At 66.6% G+C, this 19681-nt stretch carries 19 protein-coding genes; 5 read left to right on the top strand and 14 right to left on the bottom strand.

Annotation, left to right across the window (positions count from 1 at the left end; all coding sequences use genetic code 11):
• The first annotated feature begins 19 nt into the window (after positions 1 to 19).
• Positions 20 to 817, top strand: coding sequence for a hypothetical protein (locus tag ACF8LI_RS27565; protein WP_392414615.1), 798 nt, complete (start codon positions 20 to 22; stop codon positions 815 to 817).
• A gap of 196 nt (positions 818 to 1013) precedes the next feature.
• On the opposite strand, the gene ACF8LI_RS27560 is transcribed toward ACF8LI_RS27565, so the two are convergent.
• The 5 genes from ACF8LI_RS27560 to ACF8LI_RS27540 all read right to left on the bottom strand — a co-directional run bounded on the left by ACF8LI_RS27560 (position 1014) and on the right by ACF8LI_RS27540 (position 5615).
• Positions 1014 to 2021 (bottom strand): tripartite tricarboxylate transporter substrate binding protein, encoded by a 1008-nt coding sequence (locus ACF8LI_RS27560; RefSeq protein WP_016445552.1) that lies wholly within the window; start codon positions 2019 to 2021, stop codon positions 1014 to 1016.
• Between the two features lie 175 nt (positions 2022 to 2196).
• Entirely contained in the window at positions 2197 to 2937 is a 741-nt protein-coding gene (locus tag ACF8LI_RS27555; protein WP_392414614.1) for an SDR family NAD(P)-dependent oxidoreductase, read from the bottom strand.
• A gap of 7 nt (positions 2938 to 2944) precedes the next feature.
• Positions 2945 to 4156: a 3-oxoadipyl-CoA thiolase gene (gene pcaF, locus ACF8LI_RS27550; RefSeq protein WP_392414613.1), complete on the bottom strand. Its 1212-nt coding sequence runs from the start codon at positions 4154 to 4156 to the stop codon at positions 2945 to 2947.
• Positions 4157 to 4227: 71 nt separating this feature from the next.
• A complete protein-coding gene (locus ACF8LI_RS27545; protein ID WP_026062883.1) occupies positions 4228 to 4887 on the bottom strand; it encodes a 3-oxoacid CoA-transferase subunit B in 660 nt (219 codons plus the stop codon).
• Positions 4888 to 4913: 26 nt separating this feature from the next.
• Entirely contained in the window at positions 4914 to 5615 is a 702-nt protein-coding gene (locus tag ACF8LI_RS27540; protein WP_012207359.1) for a 3-oxoacid CoA-transferase subunit A, read from the bottom strand.
• A gap of 86 nt (positions 5616 to 5701) precedes the next feature.
• Between ACF8LI_RS27540 and ACF8LI_RS27535 the strand changes: the two genes are divergently transcribed.
• From ACF8LI_RS27535 to ACF8LI_RS27520, 4 genes are all read left to right on the top strand, one after another.
• The gene (locus ACF8LI_RS27535) at positions 5702 to 6541 is read left to right on the top strand and encodes an IclR family transcriptional regulator C-terminal domain-containing protein (RefSeq protein WP_392414612.1); all 840 of its coding nucleotides are present in this window, start codon (positions 5702 to 5704) and stop codon (positions 6539 to 6541) included.
• Positions 6542 to 6641: 100 nt separating this feature from the next.
• On the top strand, positions 6642 to 7352 hold the full coding sequence (locus tag ACF8LI_RS27530) for a transposase (RefSeq protein ID WP_016445555.1): 711 nt from the start codon (positions 6642 to 6644) through the stop codon (positions 7350 to 7352).
• A gap of 188 nt (positions 7353 to 7540) precedes the next feature.
• Entirely contained in the window at positions 7541 to 12271 is a 4731-nt protein-coding gene (locus tag ACF8LI_RS27525) for a glutamate synthase-related protein (protein ID WP_277848931.1), read from the top strand.
• A 69-nt stretch (positions 12272 to 12340) separates the two neighbouring features.
• Positions 12341 to 13816, top strand: coding sequence for a glutamate synthase subunit beta (locus ACF8LI_RS27520; RefSeq protein ID WP_016445557.1), 1476 nt, complete (start codon positions 12341 to 12343; stop codon positions 13814 to 13816).
• A 210-nt stretch (positions 13817 to 14026) separates the two neighbouring features.
• Here ACF8LI_RS27520 and tatC read toward each other — a convergent pair whose 3' ends face one another.
• From tatC to hisF, 9 genes are all read right to left on the bottom strand, one after another.
• A complete protein-coding gene (tatC, locus tag ACF8LI_RS27515; RefSeq protein ID WP_017406166.1) occupies positions 14027 to 14851 on the bottom strand; it encodes a twin-arginine translocase subunit TatC in 825 nt (274 codons plus the stop codon).
• Between the two features lie 150 nt (positions 14852 to 15001).
• The gene (gene tatB / locus ACF8LI_RS27510; RefSeq protein WP_016445559.1) at positions 15002 to 15499 is read right to left on the bottom strand and encodes a Sec-independent protein translocase protein TatB; all 498 of its coding nucleotides are present in this window, start codon (positions 15497 to 15499) and stop codon (positions 15002 to 15004) included.
• A gap of 21 nt (positions 15500 to 15520) precedes the next feature.
• Positions 15521 to 15760: a Sec-independent protein translocase subunit TatA gene (gene tatA, locus ACF8LI_RS27505; protein WP_016445560.1), complete on the bottom strand. Its 240-nt coding sequence runs from the start codon at positions 15758 to 15760 to the stop codon at positions 15521 to 15523.
• Positions 15761 to 15915: 155 nt separating this feature from the next.
• A complete protein-coding gene (locus ACF8LI_RS27500) occupies positions 15916 to 16278 on the bottom strand; it encodes a histidine triad nucleotide-binding protein (RefSeq protein ID WP_016445561.1) in 363 nt (120 codons plus the stop codon).
• A 42-nt stretch (positions 16279 to 16320) separates the two neighbouring features.
• Complete coding sequence (locus ACF8LI_RS27495) at positions 16321 to 17352, bottom strand: patatin-like phospholipase family protein (RefSeq protein ID WP_016445562.1); 1032 nt, start codon at positions 17350 to 17352, stop codon at positions 16321 to 16323.
• Positions 17353 to 17371: 19 nt separating this feature from the next.
• Complete coding sequence (locus tag ACF8LI_RS27490; protein ID WP_013800783.1) at positions 17372 to 17764, bottom strand: membrane protein; 393 nt, start codon at positions 17762 to 17764, stop codon at positions 17372 to 17374.
• Positions 17761 to 18174 (bottom strand): phosphoribosyl-ATP diphosphatase, encoded by a 414-nt coding sequence (locus ACF8LI_RS27485; protein WP_392414611.1) that lies wholly within the window; start codon positions 18172 to 18174, stop codon positions 17761 to 17763. Before ACF8LI_RS27485 ends, ACF8LI_RS27490 begins: the two co-directional genes overlap by 4 nt.
• Positions 18171 to 18569, bottom strand: a complete 399-nt coding sequence (gene hisI, locus ACF8LI_RS27480) for a phosphoribosyl-AMP cyclohydrolase (protein WP_174538852.1) — start codon at positions 18567 to 18569, stop codon at positions 18171 to 18173. Before hisI ends, ACF8LI_RS27485 begins: the two co-directional genes overlap by 4 nt.
• A gap of 244 nt (positions 18570 to 18813) precedes the next feature.
• Positions 18814 to 19614, bottom strand: coding sequence for an imidazole glycerol phosphate synthase subunit HisF (hisF, locus tag ACF8LI_RS27475; protein ID WP_017406260.1), 801 nt, complete (start codon positions 19612 to 19614; stop codon positions 18814 to 18816).
• Positions 19615 to 19681 lie beyond the last annotated feature (67 nt).

The raw sequence follows: 19681 nt of genomic DNA, 5'->3' as shown, positions 1-19681 counted from the left end.
TTCGCATTGGCTGGATTCCATGACGCTCTCCCTTCCGGCGCCGCGCGCGGCGCGCCACATCTACGCGGCCGTGCTGCTGGCCTGTTCCGTCTCCGCAGCATGGGCCGCCGAGCCGGCCAAGGCGGCGGCATCCGCACCCACGGCCGCAGTCCCTGCGGATTCCGTGGCGCGCACCACGGCCGCCGTGCAGGCCACGCCTGAAGCCGACCTGCGCATCACCTATGAAGCCATGAGCGTGGGCAGCGACGGCGTGCAGCGCAGCAGCGTCTATACCAACCGCGTCTACCGCCGCAAGGCCCAGCTATGGATAGAGCGCGAAATGCCCGCCGCCCTGCGCCAGAGCCAGGAGCACGGCCATGACCACGCCCACGGCCCGCACGCCGGCCACGCCCATGGCGAAGCCCGCGCCGCACCCCTGTCCATCCGCCGCGCCGATGACGGCAAGGTGGGCGTGGAAGTCATCCTGGCCAAGCTGCGCCGCGTCATCAGCGTGGACCTGGCCCACCACGGCAACGTCGGCTACGGCGGCTCCTTCGACAACGTGTACTGGATCGTGCCACCCACCGCGCTGCAGGGCATGGAGCGCGTGGGCAAGCCGCACAACGGCGTGCAGCGCTACCGCGGCAAGGCAGGCGAGCAGACCACTGTCATCGACTGGGACGTGGCCAACCAGTTCGCCCGCCGCGTGGAGCGCAGCGACTCCCACGGCACCGAGCGCATCGTCGTCACCGCCACCAAGCTGCCCGCACCGCTGGCCCAGCCCTGGAAGGCCATCGAAGGCTACGACAAGGGTGACTACTCCGACTTGCTGGATTGAACCCCAGCCCCCAACGCAAAAGAGCTGCCCGAAGGCAGCTCTTTTTTCATTCCAACGCTCAAGCGCACGGCGCAGGAAACCGGCGCAGCCTAAAGCGGGAGACACCGAGGAAGGGCCTGGGCCGGCCGCGCCGCCCCGCACCGAGGGTGTCGTCCCCCTCAGAGGGAAGCCGCGCAGCGGCTCAGGGGGAGGCCAGTTACACCTGCGCTCCAGAGTCTTTTACGACCTTGCTCCACTTCGTCGATTCGGCCTTGATGTAGGCGAGGAATTCGGCCGGCGTGTCGATCACGACATCACCGCCTTGGTCGTTGATCTTCTTGACCACGGCCGGGTCCTTGAGCACCTTGGCAATGGCCGTGTACAGGCGCTGCTGCACGGCGGCGGGCGTCTTGGCCTGGGTCCACAGGCCGAACCAGGAGGTGGCCTCGTAGCCGGGCACGCCAGCTTCGGCCACGGTGGGCACATCGGGCAGTTCGGGCGAGCGCTTGGCCGTGGTCACGGCGATGGGACGCAGCTTGCCCGAGCGCACATGCTGGATGGCCGAGGGCATGTTGTCGAACATGATGGCGATCTGGTTGCCCAGCAGGTCGGTGATGGCCGGGGCGCTGCCCTTGTAGGGCACGTGCACCATGTCCAGGCCCGTCATGGAGCGGAACAGCTCGCCCGACAGGTGGATGGAGCTGCCGCTGCCCGAGGAGCCGTAGTTCAGCTTGCCGGGGTTGGCACGCGCATAGGCGATCATTTCCTTGACGGTCTTGAACGGCTGGCTGGGGTGGGCTACCAGCAGGTTGGGCACGTTGGCCACGCGCGTCAGGGGCGAGAAGTCCTTGATGGGGTCGAAGCCGGGCTTGGCGTAGAGCGCGGCATTGATGGCATGCGTGCCCACGGTGCCCATGAACAGCGTGTAGCCGTCGGCCGGCGCACGTGCGGCGGCCACGGCGCCGATGTTGCCGCCCGCGCCGGGCTTGTTGTCCACGATCACGGTCTGGCCCAGCTCCTGCTGCAGCGCCTGGGCGACGATGCGCGCCAGGATGTCGGTGGTGCCGCCAGCGGCGAAGGGCACGAGGATGGTGATGGGCTTGCTGGGGAAGCCGTCCTGGGCCAGGGCGGCGGGGCCGGACAGGGCGCCGAGCGCGGTCAGGGATGCGGCGGCCAGCGCCTGCAGGCCACGGCGGCGGGTGAAACGGGTGGTTTGATCAAACATCGAGAGGTCTCCTGATTCGGCAATAAGGTGGATGGCCGGGCCCGGCAACGCCGGGCTGGGCCAGGGCAATGCCCTGTGTGGCGCACGCCTGTGCAGGCGGGCGCTTCCAGTGGTTCTTCTTGAAGGGGGTTGTGCCTGGGAAGGCGTTCGGTCAAACGGTTGGTCCGACGTTCTTTCAGACGGGCGCCACGCCCAGCGTGGTGCCGCCGCAGATGTAGAGCACCTGGCCGGTGACGAAGCCGTTGTCGGGCGACAGGAAGAACAGCGCGGCGCGCGCCACGTCTTCCGGTGTGCCCATGCGGCCCACGGCAATGCTGTTGAGGATGCGCTGGGTCTGCGGCGCGCCTTCGGGGTTGCTCTTGGTGAACAGCTCGGTGGCGATGGGGCCGGGGCCCAGGGCATTGACCGTGATGCGGTCGCGGCCCAGCTCCATCGCCAGGGTGCGCGTCAGGCCGATCAGGCCGGCCTTGGTCGCCGAGTAGACGATGCGGTCGGGCTTGCCCAGCGCGGCGCGCGAGGACATGTTCACGATGCGCCCCTCGCCGCAAGCACGCAGCGTGGGCAGGAAGGCCTGCACCAGCAGCATGGGCGCGCGCAGGTGCAGTCCCACCACATCGTCGAGATGCTGGGTGCTGGCGTTATCGATGGTGCCGGGGCGCGTGGCGCCCGCGTTGTTGACCAGGGCCACCACGTTGTGCGCGGCGGCAATGCGGGCCGCTGCCTCGGCGGTGGCCTGCTCGCTGGTCAGGTCGGCCTGGTAGCTCACCAGCAGCGGATGGCTCCATTCGGGCAGCACGTAGTCGAGGTTGACCACGGTGCGGCCCTGGGCCAGCAGGGCCTCGACGATGGCGCGGCCGATGCCGTTGCTGGCGCCGCTGACCACGGTGACGGGTGTCTTGTTGTCCACGGTGCTCATCGCTGTCTCAGACCTTTTCCAGGATCACGGCAATGCCCTGGCCCACGCCGATGCACATGGTGCACAGCGCGTAGCGGCCGCCCAGCGTGTGCAGCTGTTTCACGGCGGTGGTGGCAAGGCGCGCGCCCGAGGCACCCAGCGGATGGCCCAGCGCAATGGCGCCGCCCCATTGGTTGACGCGGCGGTCGTCGTCGGCAATGCCCAGATCGCGCAGCACGGCCAGGCCCTGCGCGGCGAAGGCTTCGTTCAGCTCGATCACGTCCATCTGCTCCAGCGTCAGGCCGGTCAGGGCCAGCACCTTGCGCACGGCAGGCGCGGGGCCGAAGCCCATGATGCGCGGTGCCACGCCGGCCACGGCCATGCCGACCACGCGGGCGCGGGGCACCAGGTTGTATTGCCTGGCGGCTTCCTCGTTGGCCAGCAGCAGGGCGCAGGCGCCGTCGTTCACGCCGCTGGCATTGCCGGCCGTCACCGTGCCATCCGGGCGCACCACGCCCTTGAGCTTGGCCAGCGCCTCGATGGTGGTGGCGCGCGGATGCTCGTCCTGGCTCACCACGATGGCGTCGCCCTTCTTCTGGGCAATGGACACGGACACGATTTCCTTGGCCAGGTAGCCGGCCGCGATGGCGGCGGCGGCCTTTTGCTGGCTGGCCAGGGCCATGCGGTCCTGGGCTTCGCGCTCGATCTTGAAGTCGTCGGCCACGTTCTCTGCCGTCTCGGGCATGGAGTCCACGCCGTACTGCTGCTTCATCAGCTTGTTGACGAAGCGCCAGCCGATGGTGGTGTCATAGACGGCGTTGCTGCGGCTGAAGGCGCTTTCGGCCTTGGGCATGACGAAGGGGGCGCGGCTCATGCTTTCCACGCCGCCCGCGATCATCAGGCGGGCCTCACCCGCCTTGATGGCGCGCGCGGCCGTGCCCACGGCATCCAGGCCCGAACCGCACAGGCGGTTGATGGTGGCGCCCGGCACATCGATGGGCATGCCGGCCAGCAGGGCGGACATGCGCGCCACGTTGCGGTTGTCTTCGCCGGCCTGGTTGGCGCAGCCGTAGAGCACGTCGGCCACGGCCGTCCAGTCCACGCCGGGGTTGCGCTCCATCAGCGCCTTGATCGGCACGGCGCCGAGGTCATCGGCACGCACCGGGGACAGGGCGCCGCCGTAGCGGCCGAAGGGGGTGCGGATGGCGTCGCAGATGAAGGCCTGGTTGGACTGGCTCATGGTGTCTCCTGGGAAAAGAATGAAGAGGTGCCGGGGTGCGCCGCAGCGCACCCACTGGGGGAGCGGAGGGATCAGGCCGTGGCCGTCGCGTCCTTGATGGGCAGGCCCACGATGGACTGCAGCTCGGCGTGCGAGAGGCCGGGCACGGTGTCGATCAGGCGCAGGCCCTCGGGCGTGCATTCCAGCGTGCACAGGTCGGTGTAGATGCGCTTGACGCAGGACAGGCCCGTGAGCGGATAGCTGCAGGCCTCGACGACCTTGCATTCGCCGGTCTTGGTCAGCAGGTCCATCATCACCCAGGTCTGGCGTGCACCCACGGCCAGGTCCATGGCGCCGCCCACGGCGGGAATGGCACCGGCCTCGCCCGTGCTCCAGTTGGCCAGGTCGCCCGTGGCCGAGACCTGGAAGGCGCCCAGCACGCAGATGTCCAGGTGGCCGCCGCGCATCATGGCGAAGCTGTCGGCATGGTGGAAGTAGCAGCCGCCCGGCAGCAGGGTGACGGGCTGCTTGCCGGCATTGGTCAGGTCATAGTCCTCCTGGCCTTCGGCGGGCGCCGGGCCCATGCCCAGGATGCCGTTCTCGCTTTGCAGGATGACCTCGCGGCCGGCCGGGATGTGGTTGGCCACCTGGGTGGGCATGCCGATGCCCAGGTTGACGTAGGCGCCGTCGAAGATGTCTTCGGCCACGCGCCGGGCCAGCTCTTGCTTGCTGCGTTTCTGGTAGCTGCTCATGCTCTTGCTTTCGGCGGTTGGGGCGCTCATGCGGTTTTCTTGAAGCCGCCGGCCTGGGTGGCCACGCGGTCGATCTTCACGATCTGGCTCACGTAGATGCCGGGCGTGACCACGGCCTCGGGGTCCAGCGCGCCCAGCTCCACGATCTCGTGCACGGTGGCGATCGTGTGCTTGGCCGCCGTGGCCATCACGGGCCCGAAGTTGCGGGCCGACATGCGGTAGGTGAGGTTGCCCCAGCGGTCGCCCTTCTCGGCCTTGACCAGTGCCACGTCGCCGTGGATGGGATGCTCCAGCACATAGTGCTTGCCGTTGATCTCGCGCGTTTCCTTGCCGTTGGCCAGCTCCGTGCCATAGGCCGTGGGGCAGAAGAAGCCGCCGATGCCGGCGCCGGCGGCGCGCAGGCGCTCGGCCAGGTTGCCCTGGGGCACGAGTTCCAGCTCGATCTTGCCGCTGCGGTACAGGTCGTCGAACACCCAGCTGTCCACCTGGCGGGGGAAGCTGCAGATGATCTTGCGCACCTGGCCGCTCTTGAGCAGCGCGGCCAGCCCCTGGTCTCCGTTGCCCGCGTTGTTGTTGACCACGGTCAGCTCGCGTGCGCCCTGGGCGATCAGGCCGTCGATGAGTTCGGTGGGATTGCCCGAGGTGCCGAAGCCCCCGATCAGCACGGTGGAGCCGTCCTGGACGCCCGACAACGCCTCGGCGATGGTGTCGGTGATTTTGTTGATCACTTGCTTGTCTCCGGTATGCAGGCCGCTGGCGCTGCGCTAAAATGTTCGTATGTAGAACAAAAGTTCGCAGAAAGAATTATAGAGCCATGGAAAAAAATGCCGCTTCCGTAATTTCCACAGGTGGGGTTGAAGAAGAGGGCGGTACGCCGCGCCCCGGCGACAGCTATGTGCAGTCCTTTGCGCGCGGCCTGGGCGTGATCCGCTCGTTCAGCGCCGAGGCGCCTGCGCAGACGCTCAGCGAGGTGGCGGCGCGCACGGGGCTCACGCGCGCCGGGGCCCGGCGCATCCTGCTGACGCTGCAGACGCTGGGCTATGTGAAGAGCGATGGCAAGCTGTTCCAGCTCACGCCGCGCATCATGGAACTGGGCTTTGCCTACCTCAGTTCCACCCCGGTCTGGAACCTGGCCGAGCCCGTGATGGAGAGCCTGGTCGACGAGGTCAAGGAGTCCTGCTCGGCCGCCGTGCTCGATGGGGGCGACATCGTCTATGTGCTGCGCGTGCACACCCACAAGATCATGAGCACCAACCTCAGCGTGGGCTCGCGCCTGCCGGCCTGCTGGACTTCGATGGGGCGCGTGCTGCTGGCCGGCGAGAGCGATGAATCCCTGCAGGCCCTGCTGGATGCGCGCGAGCGCCGCCAGTTCACGGCGCTGACCGAGCAGGACGACGAGCGCCTGCGCCAGCGCATTCTGGAGGTGCGCGCCCAGGGCTGGGCCCTGGTGGACCAGGAATTGGCCGAAGGCCTGATCTCCATCGCGGCGCCCGTGAAGAACGCGGCAGGGCGCACCGTGGCCGCGCTCAACATCAGCGGCCAGGCCAACCGCAACAGCGCCGAGATGATGCGCGTGCAACTGCTGCCCCGGCTGCTGGCCGCCACGCAGCTGGTGAGCCAGCTGTTGAGGGCCTCGTCGCGTCTTTCCCTGTAAAACGGAGTGTGGCGCAGTGCGGCAGCGCGGGGCGGGGCGGGGCGGGGCGCTCCATAATTGCCGCTCCACGCCCTGCACCCGCTTGCCTGCACCCAGCACCATGGCCCGCCTGCCCAGACTCACCATTGCGGATCTGCCGCACCACATCATCCAGCTCGGCAACAACGGCGCGGACATCTTCATCGATGCCCAGGACCGGGAGACCATGCTGGGGCTGCTGCGCGAGATGGCGCGCAGCTGCGAGCTGGCCGTGCATGCCTACGTGCTCCTGCCCAGCCAGTTCCACCTGCTGGCCACGCCGCGCACCGACGATGGCCTGCCCAGGTTCATGCAGGCCGTGGGCCGGCGCTATGTCCGCTACTTCAACGACCGCCACGGCCGCAGCGGCACGCTGTGGGAAGGCCGCTATCGCGGCACGGTGCTGCAGCCCAGCTGGCTGCTGCCCACCATGGTCTTCATGGACGACAGCCCCGTGCGCGCCGGCCTGGTCCAGCGGCCGGCCGACTGGCCCTGGTCCAGCTACGCGCACAACGCCGGCCTGCGCAGCGACGCGCTGATCCAGCCGCATGCCGTGTTCTGGGAGCTGGGCAACACCCCGTTTGCGCGCGACGCGGCGTATGTGTCGGCCGTGGAAGAGGGCGTCAGCAGCGATGACGGCGAACGCATCAGCCAGTCGGCGCTGAGGGGCTGGGCGCTGGGCGATGAGCAATTCATTGCCGATTTACAACAGCGCACCGAGCGCCGCGTGACCCGCCAGCGCGCCGGCCGTCCGCCAGGACGGACCAATGAGCGCACCACAACAGTGCGTTAGTACCCACTGATGGACTGCAAGTGCTTGATTCCTCATCGCAGGCCTCTGTGAAATAAATATGTCCCTTATTAATTTCCGATTTTTTTGTTCTGGAATTAATTGGGATCTGACCCTTATATAAATTTATTGCATGAGGTGATGCCTTGCCTTAATCTTGCGTTCCCTGCGAAAAATTTGAGGATTCCGCCATGACGACGGCTGCCGAGATAAAGCATCTCCAAGACCACGGTCTGTACTCCAAGAGCAACGAGCACGACGCCTGCGGCCTCGGCTTTGTTGCACATATCAAGGGCGTCAAGCGCCATGACATCGTCACCGGCGCGCTCAAGATCCTCGAAAACATCGACCATCGCGGTGCCGTGGGTGCCGACAAGCTCATGGGCGATGGCGCGGGCATTCTGATCCAGATTCCCGACCAGCTCTACCGCGAAGAGATGGCAAAGCAGGGCGTGGCCCTGCCGCCCGCGGGCGAGTACGGCGTGGGCATGATCTTCCTGCCCAAGGAACACGCCTCGCGCCTGGCCTGCGAGCAGGAGATGGAACGCGCCATCAAGGCCGAAGGCCAGGTCCTGCTGGGCTGGCGCGATGTGCCCGTGAACCGCGACATGCCCATGTCGCCCACGGTCCAGGAAAAGGAACCCATCCTGCGCCAGGTCTTCATCGGTCGCGGCGCCGACGTGATCGTGCAGGACGCGCTGGAGCGCAAGCTGTACGTGATCCGCAAGACGGCCAGCGCCGCCATCCAGAACCTCAAGCTCAAGCACAGCAAGGAATACTACGTTCCCAGCATGAGCAGCCGCACCGTGGTCTACAAGGGCCTGCTGCTGGCCGACCAGGTGGGCGTGTACTACAACGACCTGTCCGACGAGCGCTGCGTCTCGGCCATCGGCCTGGTGCACCAGCGCTTTTCGACCAACACCTTCCCCGAGTGGCCGCTGGCCCACCCCTACCGCTACGTGGCCCACAACGGTGAAATCAACACCGTGCGCGGCAACTACAACTGGATGCTGGCGCGCGAGGGCGTGATGGCCTCGCCCGTGCTGGCCGAGGACCTCAAGAAGCTCTATCCCATCAGCTTCGCCGGCCAGTCCGACACGGCAACGTTCGACAACTGCCTGGAACTGCTGACCATGGCCGGCTACCCCATCAGCCAGGCCGTGATGATGATGATTCCCGAGCCCTGGGAACAGCACGAGTCCATGGACGAGCGCCGCCGCGCCTTCTATGAATACCACGCCGCCATGATGGAGCCCTGGGACGGCCCGGCCTCCATCGTGTTCACCGACGGCCGCCAGATCGGCGCCACGCTGGACCGCAACGGCCTGCGCCCCTCGCGCTACGTGATCACCGATGACGACCTGGTCATCCTGGCGTCCGAAGCCGGCGTGCTGCCCGTGCCCGACAGCGCCATCGTGCGCAAGTGGCGCCTGCAGCCCGGCAAGATGCTGCTGATCGACCTGGAGCAGGGCCGCCTGATCGAGGACGACGAGCTCAAGGCCAACATCGTCAACACCAAGCCCTACAAGCAGTGGATCGAGAACCTGCGCATCAAGCTGGGCAGCGTGGGCGGTGACACCCATGCCGGCCCCGAGGCAGCCAGCCTGCCGCTGCTCGAGCGCCAGCAGGCCTTCGGCTTCACGCAGGAAGACATCAAGTTCCTGCTGGCCCCCATGGCCAAGAACGGCGAGGAAGGCATCGGCTCCATGGGCAACGACAGCCCGCTGGCCGTGCTGTCGGACAAGAACAAGCCGCTGTACAACTACTTCCGCCAGATGTTCGCGCAGGTGACCAACCCGCCGATCGACCCCATCCGCGAAGCCATCGTGATGTCGCTGGTGTCCTTCATCGGACCCAAGCCCAACCTGCTGGACATCAACCAGGTCAACCCGCCCATGCGCCTGGAAGTGCACCAGCCCGTGCTGGACTTCGCCGACATGGCCAAGCTGCGCGACATCGAACGCCACACGCAGGGCAAGTTCAAGAGCGCAACGATCGACATCACCTACCCGCTGTCCTGGGGCAAGCAGGGCGTGGAAGCCAAGCTGGCATCGCTGTGCGCGCAGGCCGTGGACGCCATCAAGGGCGGCGCCAACATCCTGATCATCAGCGACCGCCATGTGAGCGCCACCCAGGTGGCCATCCCCGCGCTGCTGGCGCTGTCGGCCATCCACCAGCACCTGGTGCGCGAGGGCCTGCGCACCACGGCCGGCCTGGTCGTGGAGACGGGCACGGCGCGCGAAGTGCACCACTTCGCCGTGCTGGCAGGCTACGGCGCCGAGGCCGTGCACCCCTACCTGGCCATGGAAACCCTGGCCGACATGCACAAGGAGCTGGGCGGCGACCTGTCGGCCGACAAGGCCATCTACAACTACGTCAAGGCCATCGGCAAGGGCCTGTCCAAGATCATGTCCAAGATGGGCGTGTCCACCTACATGTCCTATTGCGGCGCCCAACTGTTCGAGGTGATCGGCCTGAACAGCGACACCGTGGACAAGTACTTCACCGGCACGGCCAGCCGCGTCGAGGGCATCGGCGTCTTCGAGATCGCCGAGGAAACCATCCGCAACCACCGCGCGGCCTTCGGTGACGATCCCGTGCTGGAGACCATGCTGGACGCCGGTGGCGAATACGCCTGGCGCGCCCGTGGCGAAGAGCACATGTGGTCGCCCGACGCCATCGCCAAGCTGCAGCATTCCACGCGCTCCAACAACTGGAGCACGTACAAGGAATACGCCCAGCTGATCAACGACCAGAGCAAGCGCCACATGACGCTGCGCGGCCTGTTCGAGTTCAAGTTCGACCCGGCCAAGGCCATCCCGCTGGACCAGGTCGAGTCGGCCAAGGAGATCGTCAAGCGCTTTGCCACGGGCGCCATGTCGCTGGGCTCGATCAGCACCGAGGCCCATGCCACGCTGGCCGTGGCCATGAACCGCATCGGCGGCAAGAGCAACACCGGCGAAGGCGGGGAAGATCCCCAGCGCTACCGCAACGAGCTCAAGGGCATCCCGATCAGGAAGGGCGAGACCCTGGGCTCCATCATCGGCGCCGACAAGGTCGAGGCCGACATCGAGCTGCAGGACGGCGACTCGCTGCGCTCCAGGATCAAGCAGGTGGCATCGGGCCGCTTCGGCGTCACGGCCGAGTACCTGTCGTCCTCGGACCAGGTGCAGATCAAGATGGCCCAGGGCGCCAAGCCCGGCGAGGGCGGCCAGCTTCCCGGCGGCAAGGTGTCCGACTACATCGGCAAGCTGCGCCACTCCGTGCCCGGCGTCGGACTGATCTCGCCCCCGCCCCACCACGACATCTACTCCATCGAGGATCTGGCCCAGCTGATCCACGACCTGAAGAACGTGGCGCCGCACGCCGACATCTCGGTCAAGCTCGTGTCCGAAGTGGGCGTGGGCACCATCGCGGCCGGCGTGGCCAAGTGCAAGAGCGACCACGTGGTCATCGCAGGCCATGACGGCGGCACGGGCGCATCGCCCTGGTCGTCCATCAAGCATGCGGGCTCGCCCTGGGAAATCGGCCTGGCCGAGACCCAGCAGACCCTGGTGCTCAACCGCCTGCGCGGCCGCATCCGCGTGCAGGCCGACGGCCAGATGAAGACCGGCCGCGACGTCGTCATCGGCGCGCTGCTGGGCGCCGACGAGTTCGGCTTCGCCACGGCGCCCCTGGTCGTCGAGGGCTGCATCATGATGCGCAAGTGCCACCTGAACACCTGCCCCGTGGGCGTGGCCACGCAGGACCCGGTGCTGCGCGCCAAGTTCTCGGGCAAGCCCGAGCATGTGGTGAACTACTTCTTCTTCATCGCCGAGGAAGTGCGCCAGATCATGGCCCAGCTCGGCGTGGCGAAGTTCGACGACCTGATCGGCCGCTCCGACCTGCTGGACACCCGCAAGGGCCTGCAGCACTGGAAGGCCCAGGGCCTGGACTTCTCGCGCCTGTTCGCCCAGCCCGAAGTGCCCGCCGACGTGGCGCGCTTCCATGTCGAAAAGCAGGACCACCTGCTGGACAAGGCGCTGGACGTGAAGCTCATCGAGCGCTGCAAGCCCGCCATCGAGAACGGCGAGCGCGTGCGCATCATGGAAGTGGCGCGCAACGTCAACCGCTCCGTGGGCGCCATGCTCTCCGGTGCCGTGACGCGCGTGCATCCCGAAGGACTGCCCGATGACACCATCCGCATCCACTTCGAGGGAACCGGCGGCCAGTCCTTCGGTGCCTTCCTGTGCAACGGCATCACGCTGAACCTGCGCGGCGATGCCAACGACTACACGGGCAAGGGCCTGTCCGGCGGCCGCGTGGTGGTGCATGCCAGCCATGAATTCCGCGGCGACACGACGACCAACACCATCGTCGGCAACACCGTGATGTTCGGCGCCACCAGCGGCGAGGCCTTCTTCGGCGGCGTGGCCGGCGAGCGTTTCGCGGTCCGCCTGTCTGGCGCCACCGCCGTGGTCGAAGGCGTGGGCGACCACGGCTGCGAATACATGACCGGCGGCACCGTGGTGGTGCTGGGCAAGACCGGCCGCAACTTCGCTGCCGGCATGAGCGGCGGCGTGGCCTATGTCTACGACGAGGATGGCCGCTTCGCCGAGCGCTGCAACAAGGCGTCCGTCTCGCTGGACCAGGTGCTGCCCCATGACGAGCACCTGGCCCAGGTCTCGCCTGCCGTCTGGCACCGCCGCGAGACCGACGAGCGCCAACTGCGCGCGCTGATCGAGGCGCACAGCCGCTGGACGGGCTCCAAGCGCGCCCGCGATCTGCTGGACAACTGGGCGGCGGCCCGCTCCAAGTTCGTCAAGGTCTTCCCCAGCGAATACAAGCGTGCCCTGTCCGAGATGTACGAGCGCCAGGTGATGGAAGAGCCCGCCACGCCCGAGGTCGAGGAACACGCCAAGGAGGCGGTGGCCGCCAAATAACAAGGAAGCGAAGGATGCGGGCAGCGGCCCGCACCCATCCCTGCACCCCACACATCAGGACAACGAATCATGGGAAAGACCACCGGCTTCATGGAATATGAGCGCCTCGAGGAGGGCTATGCGCCCGTCGCCGAGCGCGTGAAGCACTACAAGGAATTCGTCATCGGCCTCGATGACAGCCAGGCCAAGATCCAGGGCGCGCGCTGCATGGACTGCGGCACGCCGTTCTGCAACAACGGCTGCCCGGTCAACAACATCATTCCGGACTTCAACGACCTGGTCTTCCACGGCGGCTGGAAGAGCGCCAGCGCCGTGCTGCACAGCACCAACAACTTCCCCGAGTTCACGGGCCGCATCTGCCCCGCACCCTGCGAGGCCGCCTGCACCCTGAACATCAACGACGACGCCGTGGGCATCAAGTCCATCGAGCACGCCATCATCGACCGTGCCTGGGCCGAAGGCTGGGTCAAGCCGCTGCCCAGCAGCCGCAAGACCGGCAAGAAGGTCGCCGTGGTCGGCGCCGGCCCCGCAGGCCTGGCGGCCTCGCAGCAGCTGGCCCGCGCCGGCCACGATGTGACGCTGTTCGAGAAGAACGACCGCGTCGGCGGCCTGCTGCGCTACGGCATTCCCGACTTCAAGATGGAGAAGTCGCACATCGACCGCCGCGTCGAGCAGCTCGTGGCCGAAGGCGTCAAGATCCGTACCGGCGTGCTGGTGGCGGGCAAGGACGGCCTGGGCGAAGACTCCAAGGTCACCAACTGGGCCAAGGAAACCGTCAGCCCCGAGCAGCTCATGGCCGAGTTCGACGCCGTGCTGCTGACCGGCGGTGCCGAGCAGTCGCGCGACCTGCCCGTGCCCGGCCGTGAACTCAAGGGCATCCATTTCGCCATGGAGTTCCTGCCGCAGCAAAACAAGGTCAACGCCGGCGACAAGCTCAAGGGCCAGCTGCGTGCCGATGGCAAGCATGTCATCGTCATCGGTGGCGGCGACACGGGCTCCGACTGCGTGGGCACCAGCAACCGCCACGGCGCCGTCAGCGTGACCCAGTTCGAGCTGATGCCCATGCCGCCCGAGCAGGAGAACAAGCCCCTGGTCTGGCCCTACTGGCCGATCAAGCTGCGCACCAGCTCCAGCCACGAGGAAGGCTGCGAGCGCGAGTTCGCCATCGCCACCAAGGAGTTCATCGGCGAGAAGGGCCAGGTCACGGCCGTCAAGACCGTGCGCATCGAAATGAAGGACGGCAAGATGGTCGAGGTGCCCGGCAGCGAGCAGGTGCTCAAGGCCGACCTGGTGCTGCTGGCCATGGGCTTCGTCAGCCCCGTGCAGGCCGTGCTCGATGCCTTTGGCGTGGACAAGGACGCACGCGGCAACGCCAAGGCCACCACCGACTTCACGGGCGGCTACGCCACCAGCGTGCCCAAGCTCTTCGCCGCCGGCGACGTGCGCCGCGGCCAGTCCCTGGTGGTCTGGGCCATCCGCGAAGGCCGCCAGGCCGCTCGCTCCATTGACGAGTTCCTCATGGGCACGTCCGACCTGCCTCGGTGAGATGCCAACCCCGGAAGGGGCTTGGCCATAGACAAAGAAAAAGCCCTTGGTGATGAACCAAGGGCTTTTTATTACAAATTCCTCGTGTTTCAGCGTAGGCCCTTGAAACTGGCGCGCCCTAAAGCGAGGGACACCGAGGAAGGGCCTGGGCCGGCCGCGCCGCCCCGCACCGAGGGTGTCGTCCCCCTCTGGGGGAAGGCGCGAAGCGACTCAGGGGGAGGGTTTATCCTCTGCGGGCTTATCCACTGCGGTGCCGGGTTCGGCTTCTTCTTCCGGCGCCTTGGAGACGCGGCTGAACCAGCCGGCACCCAGGATGCCGATCTCGTAAAGAATGCACATGGGCACGGCCAGGGCCAGCTGGGAGATCACGTCGGGCGGCGTGACCACGGCGGCGATGATGAAGGCCACCACGATGAAATAGCCGCGGAAGGACTTGAGCTTGGCGATGTCCACCAGGCCGAAGCGCACCAGCAACATGACCACGATGGGCACCTGGAAGGCCAGGCCAAAGGCCAGGTACAGCGACAGGATGGCCTCCACATACGATGCAATGTCCGGCGTGGCCGCCACGCTGTCCGGGGTGAAGCCCTGGATGAAGGCGAACATCTTGTCGAGCACGAAGAACTGCACGAAGGCGATGCCGATATAGGCCAGCAGGCTGCCGAAGATGATCAGCGGCAGCGCAAAGCGCTTTTCATGGCTGTAAAGGCCGGGCGCCACGAAGGCCCACATCTGGTACATGATCCAGGGCAGCACGGCCAAGATGCCCACCATCATCAGTACCTTGAGCGGCACGAAGAAGGGGGTGAACACGCCGACTGCGATGAGCTTGGCATCGGGCGGCATGTGGGCCTTGATCGGGTGGGCGATGAAGTCGATCAGCCCGTTGGGGCCGGGCCATATGGCCAGCACGGCGATCGCCAGACCGATGCCGTAGATGCAGTAGAGCAGGCGGTCGCGCAGCTCCATCAGGTGCTGGACGAAAGGCTGCTCGGTGCCTGCCAGCTCGTCGTCTTTAGGTGGAATGTCGGACATGGTGCGAAACCGCGGCGGGCCGCAAGGGCGTCCACGGACCTGGTATGAAAAGCAGAAAGCCCGACGGATCGGGCAGGGTGGGGCGATGGCGGGTGCCCGGATGGCAGAGGCTGGGCCGGTTGCCTCGTGGCCCGCTGCGCGCCAGCATCTTCAGCGGGACTTCTGGGGACGAAAGCGCGCCACGCGCGCCGCGCCCGACTGCGCCTTGGTGCGCACGCCGGCACGGGCCTTGTACCACTGGGGCACGGCAGCACGCTTGAGGCGCCAGTTCTTGCCCGGGTGGCGGTAGGCCGGCGCCACGGCGCTGTACGTATCGCTGCCTGAATCGTAGGAAGAGGAGTCGTACGAGGAAGACGTGCCGTTGAGCGATGCCGTGGACTCGTTCCAGTCCTTCTCGAAATTGGCGGCCGAAGTGTGGATGGACTGCTCGACGTCACGCGCCGCGCCTTCCACCGTGTCCTTCATCTTGCGCAACTCGTCGAGTTCCATCGAACGGTTGACCTCGGCCTTCACATCGGAGACGTAGCGCTGGGCCTTGCCCAGCAGGGTACCGACGGTGCGCGCCACGCGCGGCAGCTTCTCGGGGCCGATGACCACGAGAGCCACGGCGCCGATCAGCGCCATCTTGGACAGACCGATATCAAACATGGAGGCTTGGCGTGCGGAGCATCAGCTCTTTTGCTTGGCTTCGACGTCGATGGTGGCCTTGTCGGTGGCTGTCTGGCCTGCAACCTGGCCAGGGGCAGCTGCGGGGGTGTCGGTGGAGGTCGAGCCGTCCTTCACACCGTCCTTGAAGCCCTTGACTGCACCGCCAAGGTCGGAACCGATGTTCTTCAGCTTCTTGGTTCCGAACACCAGAACCACGATGGCCAGGACGATCAGCCAATGCCAGATGGAAAACGAGCCCATGAGAATCTCTCCTAAGAATTGCAGATCATTTTAGACGCCGGGCCATGGCGGCAGTTCGCAAGGCCCCACAAAAGCCGTTCGGCCGGCGCATGTACGCAGAAGTCGCAAGCAAGAGGCGGGCCATCTTGCGCGCAAGCCTGCGTCCAGCAAAGGCTTCAGCCCTTCAGCCAGGGGCGGGGGCCGCCCATGACATGGATGTGCAGGTGGTGGACTTCCTGTCCGCCCTCGGTGCCCGTGTTGACCACCAGACGGAAACCGCCGTCGGGATACGGATTGCAGCCTTGCTCGGCGGCCAGGCGGGGCGCCAGCACCATCATGCGGCCCAGCAGCGCAGCGTCGTCGGCCTGGACCTGGGCCATGGAGGGGATGTGCTTCTTGGGCACCATCAGAAAGTGGATGGGCGCGCCGGGATGGATGTCGTGGAAGGCGAAGACTTCATCGTCCTCATAGACCTTGCGGGAAGGGATCTCGCCTTTGATGATGCGGCAAAACAGGCAGTTCGGGTCGTGGTCGTGCATGGCGCTACGGGAGTCCTGGGAAGCTGGCGGTGGATCGAAAAATCAGGGTGAATTGTCGTTGATGTGCAGTGTCTGGCGCACGCCGATGTCGCTGCGGTGCTGCTGGAGCCAGTGCTGCCCCTGCTCGCGCCCCAGCTCGAACAGCTCGCGCACGAAACGCATGTCGGAGCGCGTCTTGGTCGAGGCGCCGTAGCCCTTGAGCACCGCCCCGCCGTCCACGCGGTGCAGCAGCACCTTTTTGTAGCGTGCCGGGTCCAGCTTGCCCTGCTCCAGCAGGCGCTTGACGAACTCGATGGCGCGCAGCTCGGACAGCAGGCCGGCGTTGAAGGTGACCTCGTTCATGCGGTCCATGATGTCGGCCGCCGTGTTGGGCAGGTCGGTGTGCTCGATGGGATTGATCTGCACCAGCAGGATGTCGCTGGACGCCGTGCCGTAGATCAGGGGATACAGGGCGGGATTGCCCGAGAAACCGCCGTCCCAGTAAGGCTCGCCATCGATTTCCACGGCCTTGAACAGCTGGGGCAGGCAGGCCGAGGCCATGACCGCGTCGGCACTGAGCCTTCTGCCCGAAAAGATGCTTCCCCGGCCTGTGCGCACATTGGTGGCGCAGACAAAGACTTTGGGCACCACGCCCTCCACGGGCGGACGCGTCAGCGCCTCGAAATCCACGACCCGTTCGAGCAGCTTGCGCAGCGGGTTGATGTCCAGCGGGTTGGTCTGGTAGGGCGAGAAGAACTGGTTGAGCACGCCCATGAAGGGGCTGCCCGGCAATGGCGCGCCCCACATCAGGCTGCCCATGGTGCCCACGCCTTCCCACAGTTCGGTCAGCGAGGCGCGGGCCAATTGGGCGCCCAGCGCCTGGGCGGCCACAGGGTCGCTTTCCTGGCGCGCTGCCTGGGCAAAGCCCTGTGCCAGGGCCACGGCATTCATGGCGCCGGCGCTGGTGCCGCTGATGCCGTCGAAGACAAGGCTGCCGTCTTCCAGCAGTGCGTCCAGCACGCCCCAGGTCAGGGCGCCGTGCGAGCCCCCGCCCTGCAGGGCGAGGTTGATCTTGCAGGTCGGGGTGGAGGACATGGCGGGCGGGCCGGCGGCTTCAGCGGTCCACGGCCTGGTTGCGGTTCATGGCGACCATGCCGCGCACGATGCGGTACAGGAACCAGATGGAGATCACCGTCCAGGCGATCCAGCCGGGCACGAAGAACAGCAGCCACAGCGGTGCCGTGACCAGGTACAGGATGCCGGCCCAGATCACGCTGCGGATGCGCCACGAGAAATGGTTGGCCATCCAGCTGCCTTCGGCGTCGCCGCGCTTGACCAGGTCGATGATCAGGGCGATCACCAGCAGCGCGATGCTGGGCTGGGCGCCGGGCACGACGGCGGCCACGGCCACCACCAGGTGCAGCAGGTAGCTGACCCAGCCCCAGGCCTTGAGGCCTTCGATGCGGGACTGGTCCAGGGCACGGACTTCGATGTAATCGTCATTCATGGCAGCGGTCCTTTCTCGTTCACATCACGTTCCTGGGCCTTGCGCAGCGCCTTTTCCTCGATGCCGCTGGTGCCTTCGCGGCGCTCCAGCTCGGCAACGACCTGGGCGGGCGTCAGGCCATAGTGGGCCAGGGCGATCATGCTATGGAACCACAGATCGGCCACTTCGTAGAGGATTTTGCCGGCGTCCCCGCCATGGTCTGCGTTCTTGGCGGCCATGACCACTTCGGTGGCCTCTTCGCCGATCTTCTTCAAAAAGGCATCCGGGCCCTTGTGCAGCAGGCGGGCGACGTAGCTTTTGTCGGGGTCGCCGCCGTTGGCGGGCTTGCGGCTTTCGATGACGGCGGCCAGGCGCGCCAGGGCGTCCTGCGAGGAAGTGCTTGCGGTGTCGTTCATGTTCGTGGAATTCATTTGTAGATCGATTCGGGGTCTTTCAAGACCGGATCGACGGCCTGCCACTGTCCATCGCGCAGCACGCTGTAGAAGCAGCTGTGGCGCCCCGTGTGGCAGGCAATGCCGGGCTCGTGGCCGGTCTGGGTGATCTTGAGCAGGACCACGTCGTTGTCGCAGTCGATGCGCACCTCGTGCACGGTCTGCACGTGGCCCGATTCCTCGCCCTTGAACCACAGCTTGTTGCGCGAGCGGCTGAAGTAGACGGCGCGGCCCAGCTCGGCCGTCTTGGCCAGGGCCTCGCGGTTCATCCAGGCGAACATCAGCACGTCGCCCGTGTCCTTTTCCTGCGCGATCACGGGCACCAGGCCCTGCGCATCCCATTTGACTTGATCTAGCCAGTTCATTGCCTGCATTGTGAATATCCTGGGTTGGAATCCCTGTGACAGCATTGTCAGGAATTGCCTGGATTGAAAATACACCCCCTGAGTCGCTTCGCGCCTTCCCCCTCTCTCGCTGCGCGGGAGGGAGACGACAGCCTTGCTGCGGGGCGGCCCTTGCTCGCTGTCCCTGGTCCCTTGGGCCGCGCCGGTTTCATGGGTTGTGGGCGGCGCGAGCGCCATGGAAAACTGAAATGAAGGAGTCCGCCGACGCGCCGTATCAGAGGCGCACGGGCACGCCGCGCTCGGCCATGCGCTGCTTGGCCTGGCCCACGGTGAATTCGCCATAGTGGAAGATGCTGGCGGCCAGCACGGCGTCGGCGCCGCCCAGGGTCACGCCATCGGCCAGGTCGTCCAGTGAGCCCACGCCGCCCGAGGCGATCACGGGCACGGGCACGGCGTCGCTGACGGCGCGCGTGAGCTTCAGGTCGAACCCGGACTTGGTGCCGTCGCGGTCCATGCTGGTCAGCAGGATCTCGCCCGCGCCGCGGCGCGCCATCTCGGCGGCCCACTGCACGGCGTCCAGGCCGGTGTTCTTGCGTCCGCCGTGGCTGTAGACATCCCAGCCGGGGCCGGCGGCGCGGCCGTCGGTGCCGATGCGCTGCTCGTCTTCGGCGGTGCGGCGCTTGGCGTCGATGGCCACCACGATGCACTGCGCGCCGTACTTGTCGGAGGCGGCATTGATCACGTCGGGGTTGGCGATGGCGGCCGAGTTGAAGCTGGTCTTGTCGGCGCCCGCGTTGAGCAGGCGGCGCACGTCCTCGACGGTGCGCACGCCACCGCCCACGGTCAGCGGAATGAAGACCTGGCTGGCCACCGATTCGATGATGGGCAGGATCAGGTCTCGGCCATCGCTGGTGGCCGTGATGTCCAGGAAGGTCAGCTCGTCCGCGCCCTGGGCGTTGTAGCGCGCGGCGATCTCCACCGGGTCGCCCGCATCGCGCAGCTCCACGAAGTTCACGCCTTTGACGACGCGCCCTCCCGTGACGTCAAGACAGGGGATGATGCGTTTGGCAAGCATGGGCAGACTCGTGGCTAGGGCGTGAAACAAGGGCGAAAAGATACCACGCCCTCGGCGTCCGCAGGCG

Origin of the sequence: Delftia sp. WSY_12, from assembly GCF_043104645.1 — a bacterium.
Taxonomy (GTDB): Bacteria; Pseudomonadota; Gammaproteobacteria; order Burkholderiales; family Burkholderiaceae_C; genus Comamonas; species Comamonas tsuruhatensis.
The sequence above is the reverse complement of the archived record's forward strand: the minus strand, read 5'-3'. Positions and strand labels throughout refer to the sequence as shown.

What these genes read in the sequence shown, in the direction of transcription:
- tatB (WP_016445559.1), bottom strand. Translation starts at nt 15,499, where the DNA reads ATGTTTGATATCGGTCTGTCCAAGATGGCGCTGATCGGCGCCGTGGCT.
- ACF8LI_RS27490 (WP_013800783.1), bottom strand. Translation starts at nt 17,764, where the DNA reads ATGAATGACGATTACATCGAAGTCCGTGCCCTGGACCAGTCCCGCATC.
- tatC (WP_017406166.1), bottom strand. Translation starts at nt 14,851, where the DNA reads ATGTCCGACATTCCACCTAAAGACGACGAGCTGGCAGGCACCGAGCAG.
- ACF8LI_RS27500 (WP_016445561.1), bottom strand. Translation starts at nt 16,278, where the DNA reads ATGCACGACCACGACCCGAACTGCCTGTTTTGCCGCATCATCAAAGGC.
- hisI (WP_174538852.1), bottom strand. Translation starts at nt 18,569, where the DNA reads ATGCAGGCAATGAACTGGCTAGATCAAGTCAAATGGGATGCGCAGGGC.
- ACF8LI_RS27565 (WP_392414615.1), top strand. Translation starts at nt 20, where the DNA reads ATGACGCTCTCCCTTCCGGCGCCGCGCGCGGCGCGCCACATCTACGCG.
- ACF8LI_RS27485 (WP_392414611.1), bottom strand. Translation starts at nt 18,174, where the DNA reads ATGAATTCCACGAACATGAACGACACCGCAAGCACTTCCTCGCAGGAC.
- ACF8LI_RS27535 (WP_392414612.1), top strand. Translation starts at nt 5,702, where the DNA reads ATGGAAAAAAATGCCGCTTCCGTAATTTCCACAGGTGGGGTTGAAGAA.
- ACF8LI_RS27560 (WP_016445552.1), bottom strand. Translation starts at nt 2,021, where the DNA reads ATGTTTGATCAAACCACCCGTTTCACCCGCCGCCGTGGCCTGCAGGCG.
- ACF8LI_RS27555 (WP_392414614.1), bottom strand. Translation starts at nt 2,937, where the DNA reads ATGAGCACCGTGGACAACAAGACACCCGTCACCGTGGTCAGCGGCGCC.
- ACF8LI_RS27520 (WP_016445557.1), top strand. Translation starts at nt 12,341, where the DNA reads ATGGGAAAGACCACCGGCTTCATGGAATATGAGCGCCTCGAGGAGGGC.
- ACF8LI_RS27495 (WP_016445562.1), bottom strand. Translation starts at nt 17,352, where the DNA reads ATGTCCTCCACCCCGACCTGCAAGATCAACCTCGCCCTGCAGGGCGGG.
- ACF8LI_RS27525 (WP_277848931.1), top strand. Translation starts at nt 7,541, where the DNA reads ATGACGACGGCTGCCGAGATAAAGCATCTCCAAGACCACGGTCTGTAC.
- ACF8LI_RS27545 (WP_026062883.1), bottom strand. Translation starts at nt 4,887, where the DNA reads ATGAGCAGCTACCAGAAACGCAGCAAGCAAGAGCTGGCCCGGCGCGTG.
- hisF (WP_017406260.1), bottom strand. Translation starts at nt 19,614, where the DNA reads ATGCTTGCCAAACGCATCATCCCCTGTCTTGACGTCACGGGAGGGCGC.
- ACF8LI_RS27530 (WP_016445555.1), top strand. Translation starts at nt 6,642, where the DNA reads ATGGCCCGCCTGCCCAGACTCACCATTGCGGATCTGCCGCACCACATC.
- tatA (WP_016445560.1), bottom strand. Translation starts at nt 15,760, where the DNA reads ATGGGCTCGTTTTCCATCTGGCATTGGCTGATCGTCCTGGCCATCGTG.
- pcaF (WP_392414613.1), bottom strand. Translation starts at nt 4,156, where the DNA reads ATGAGCCAGTCCAACCAGGCCTTCATCTGCGACGCCATCCGCACCCCC.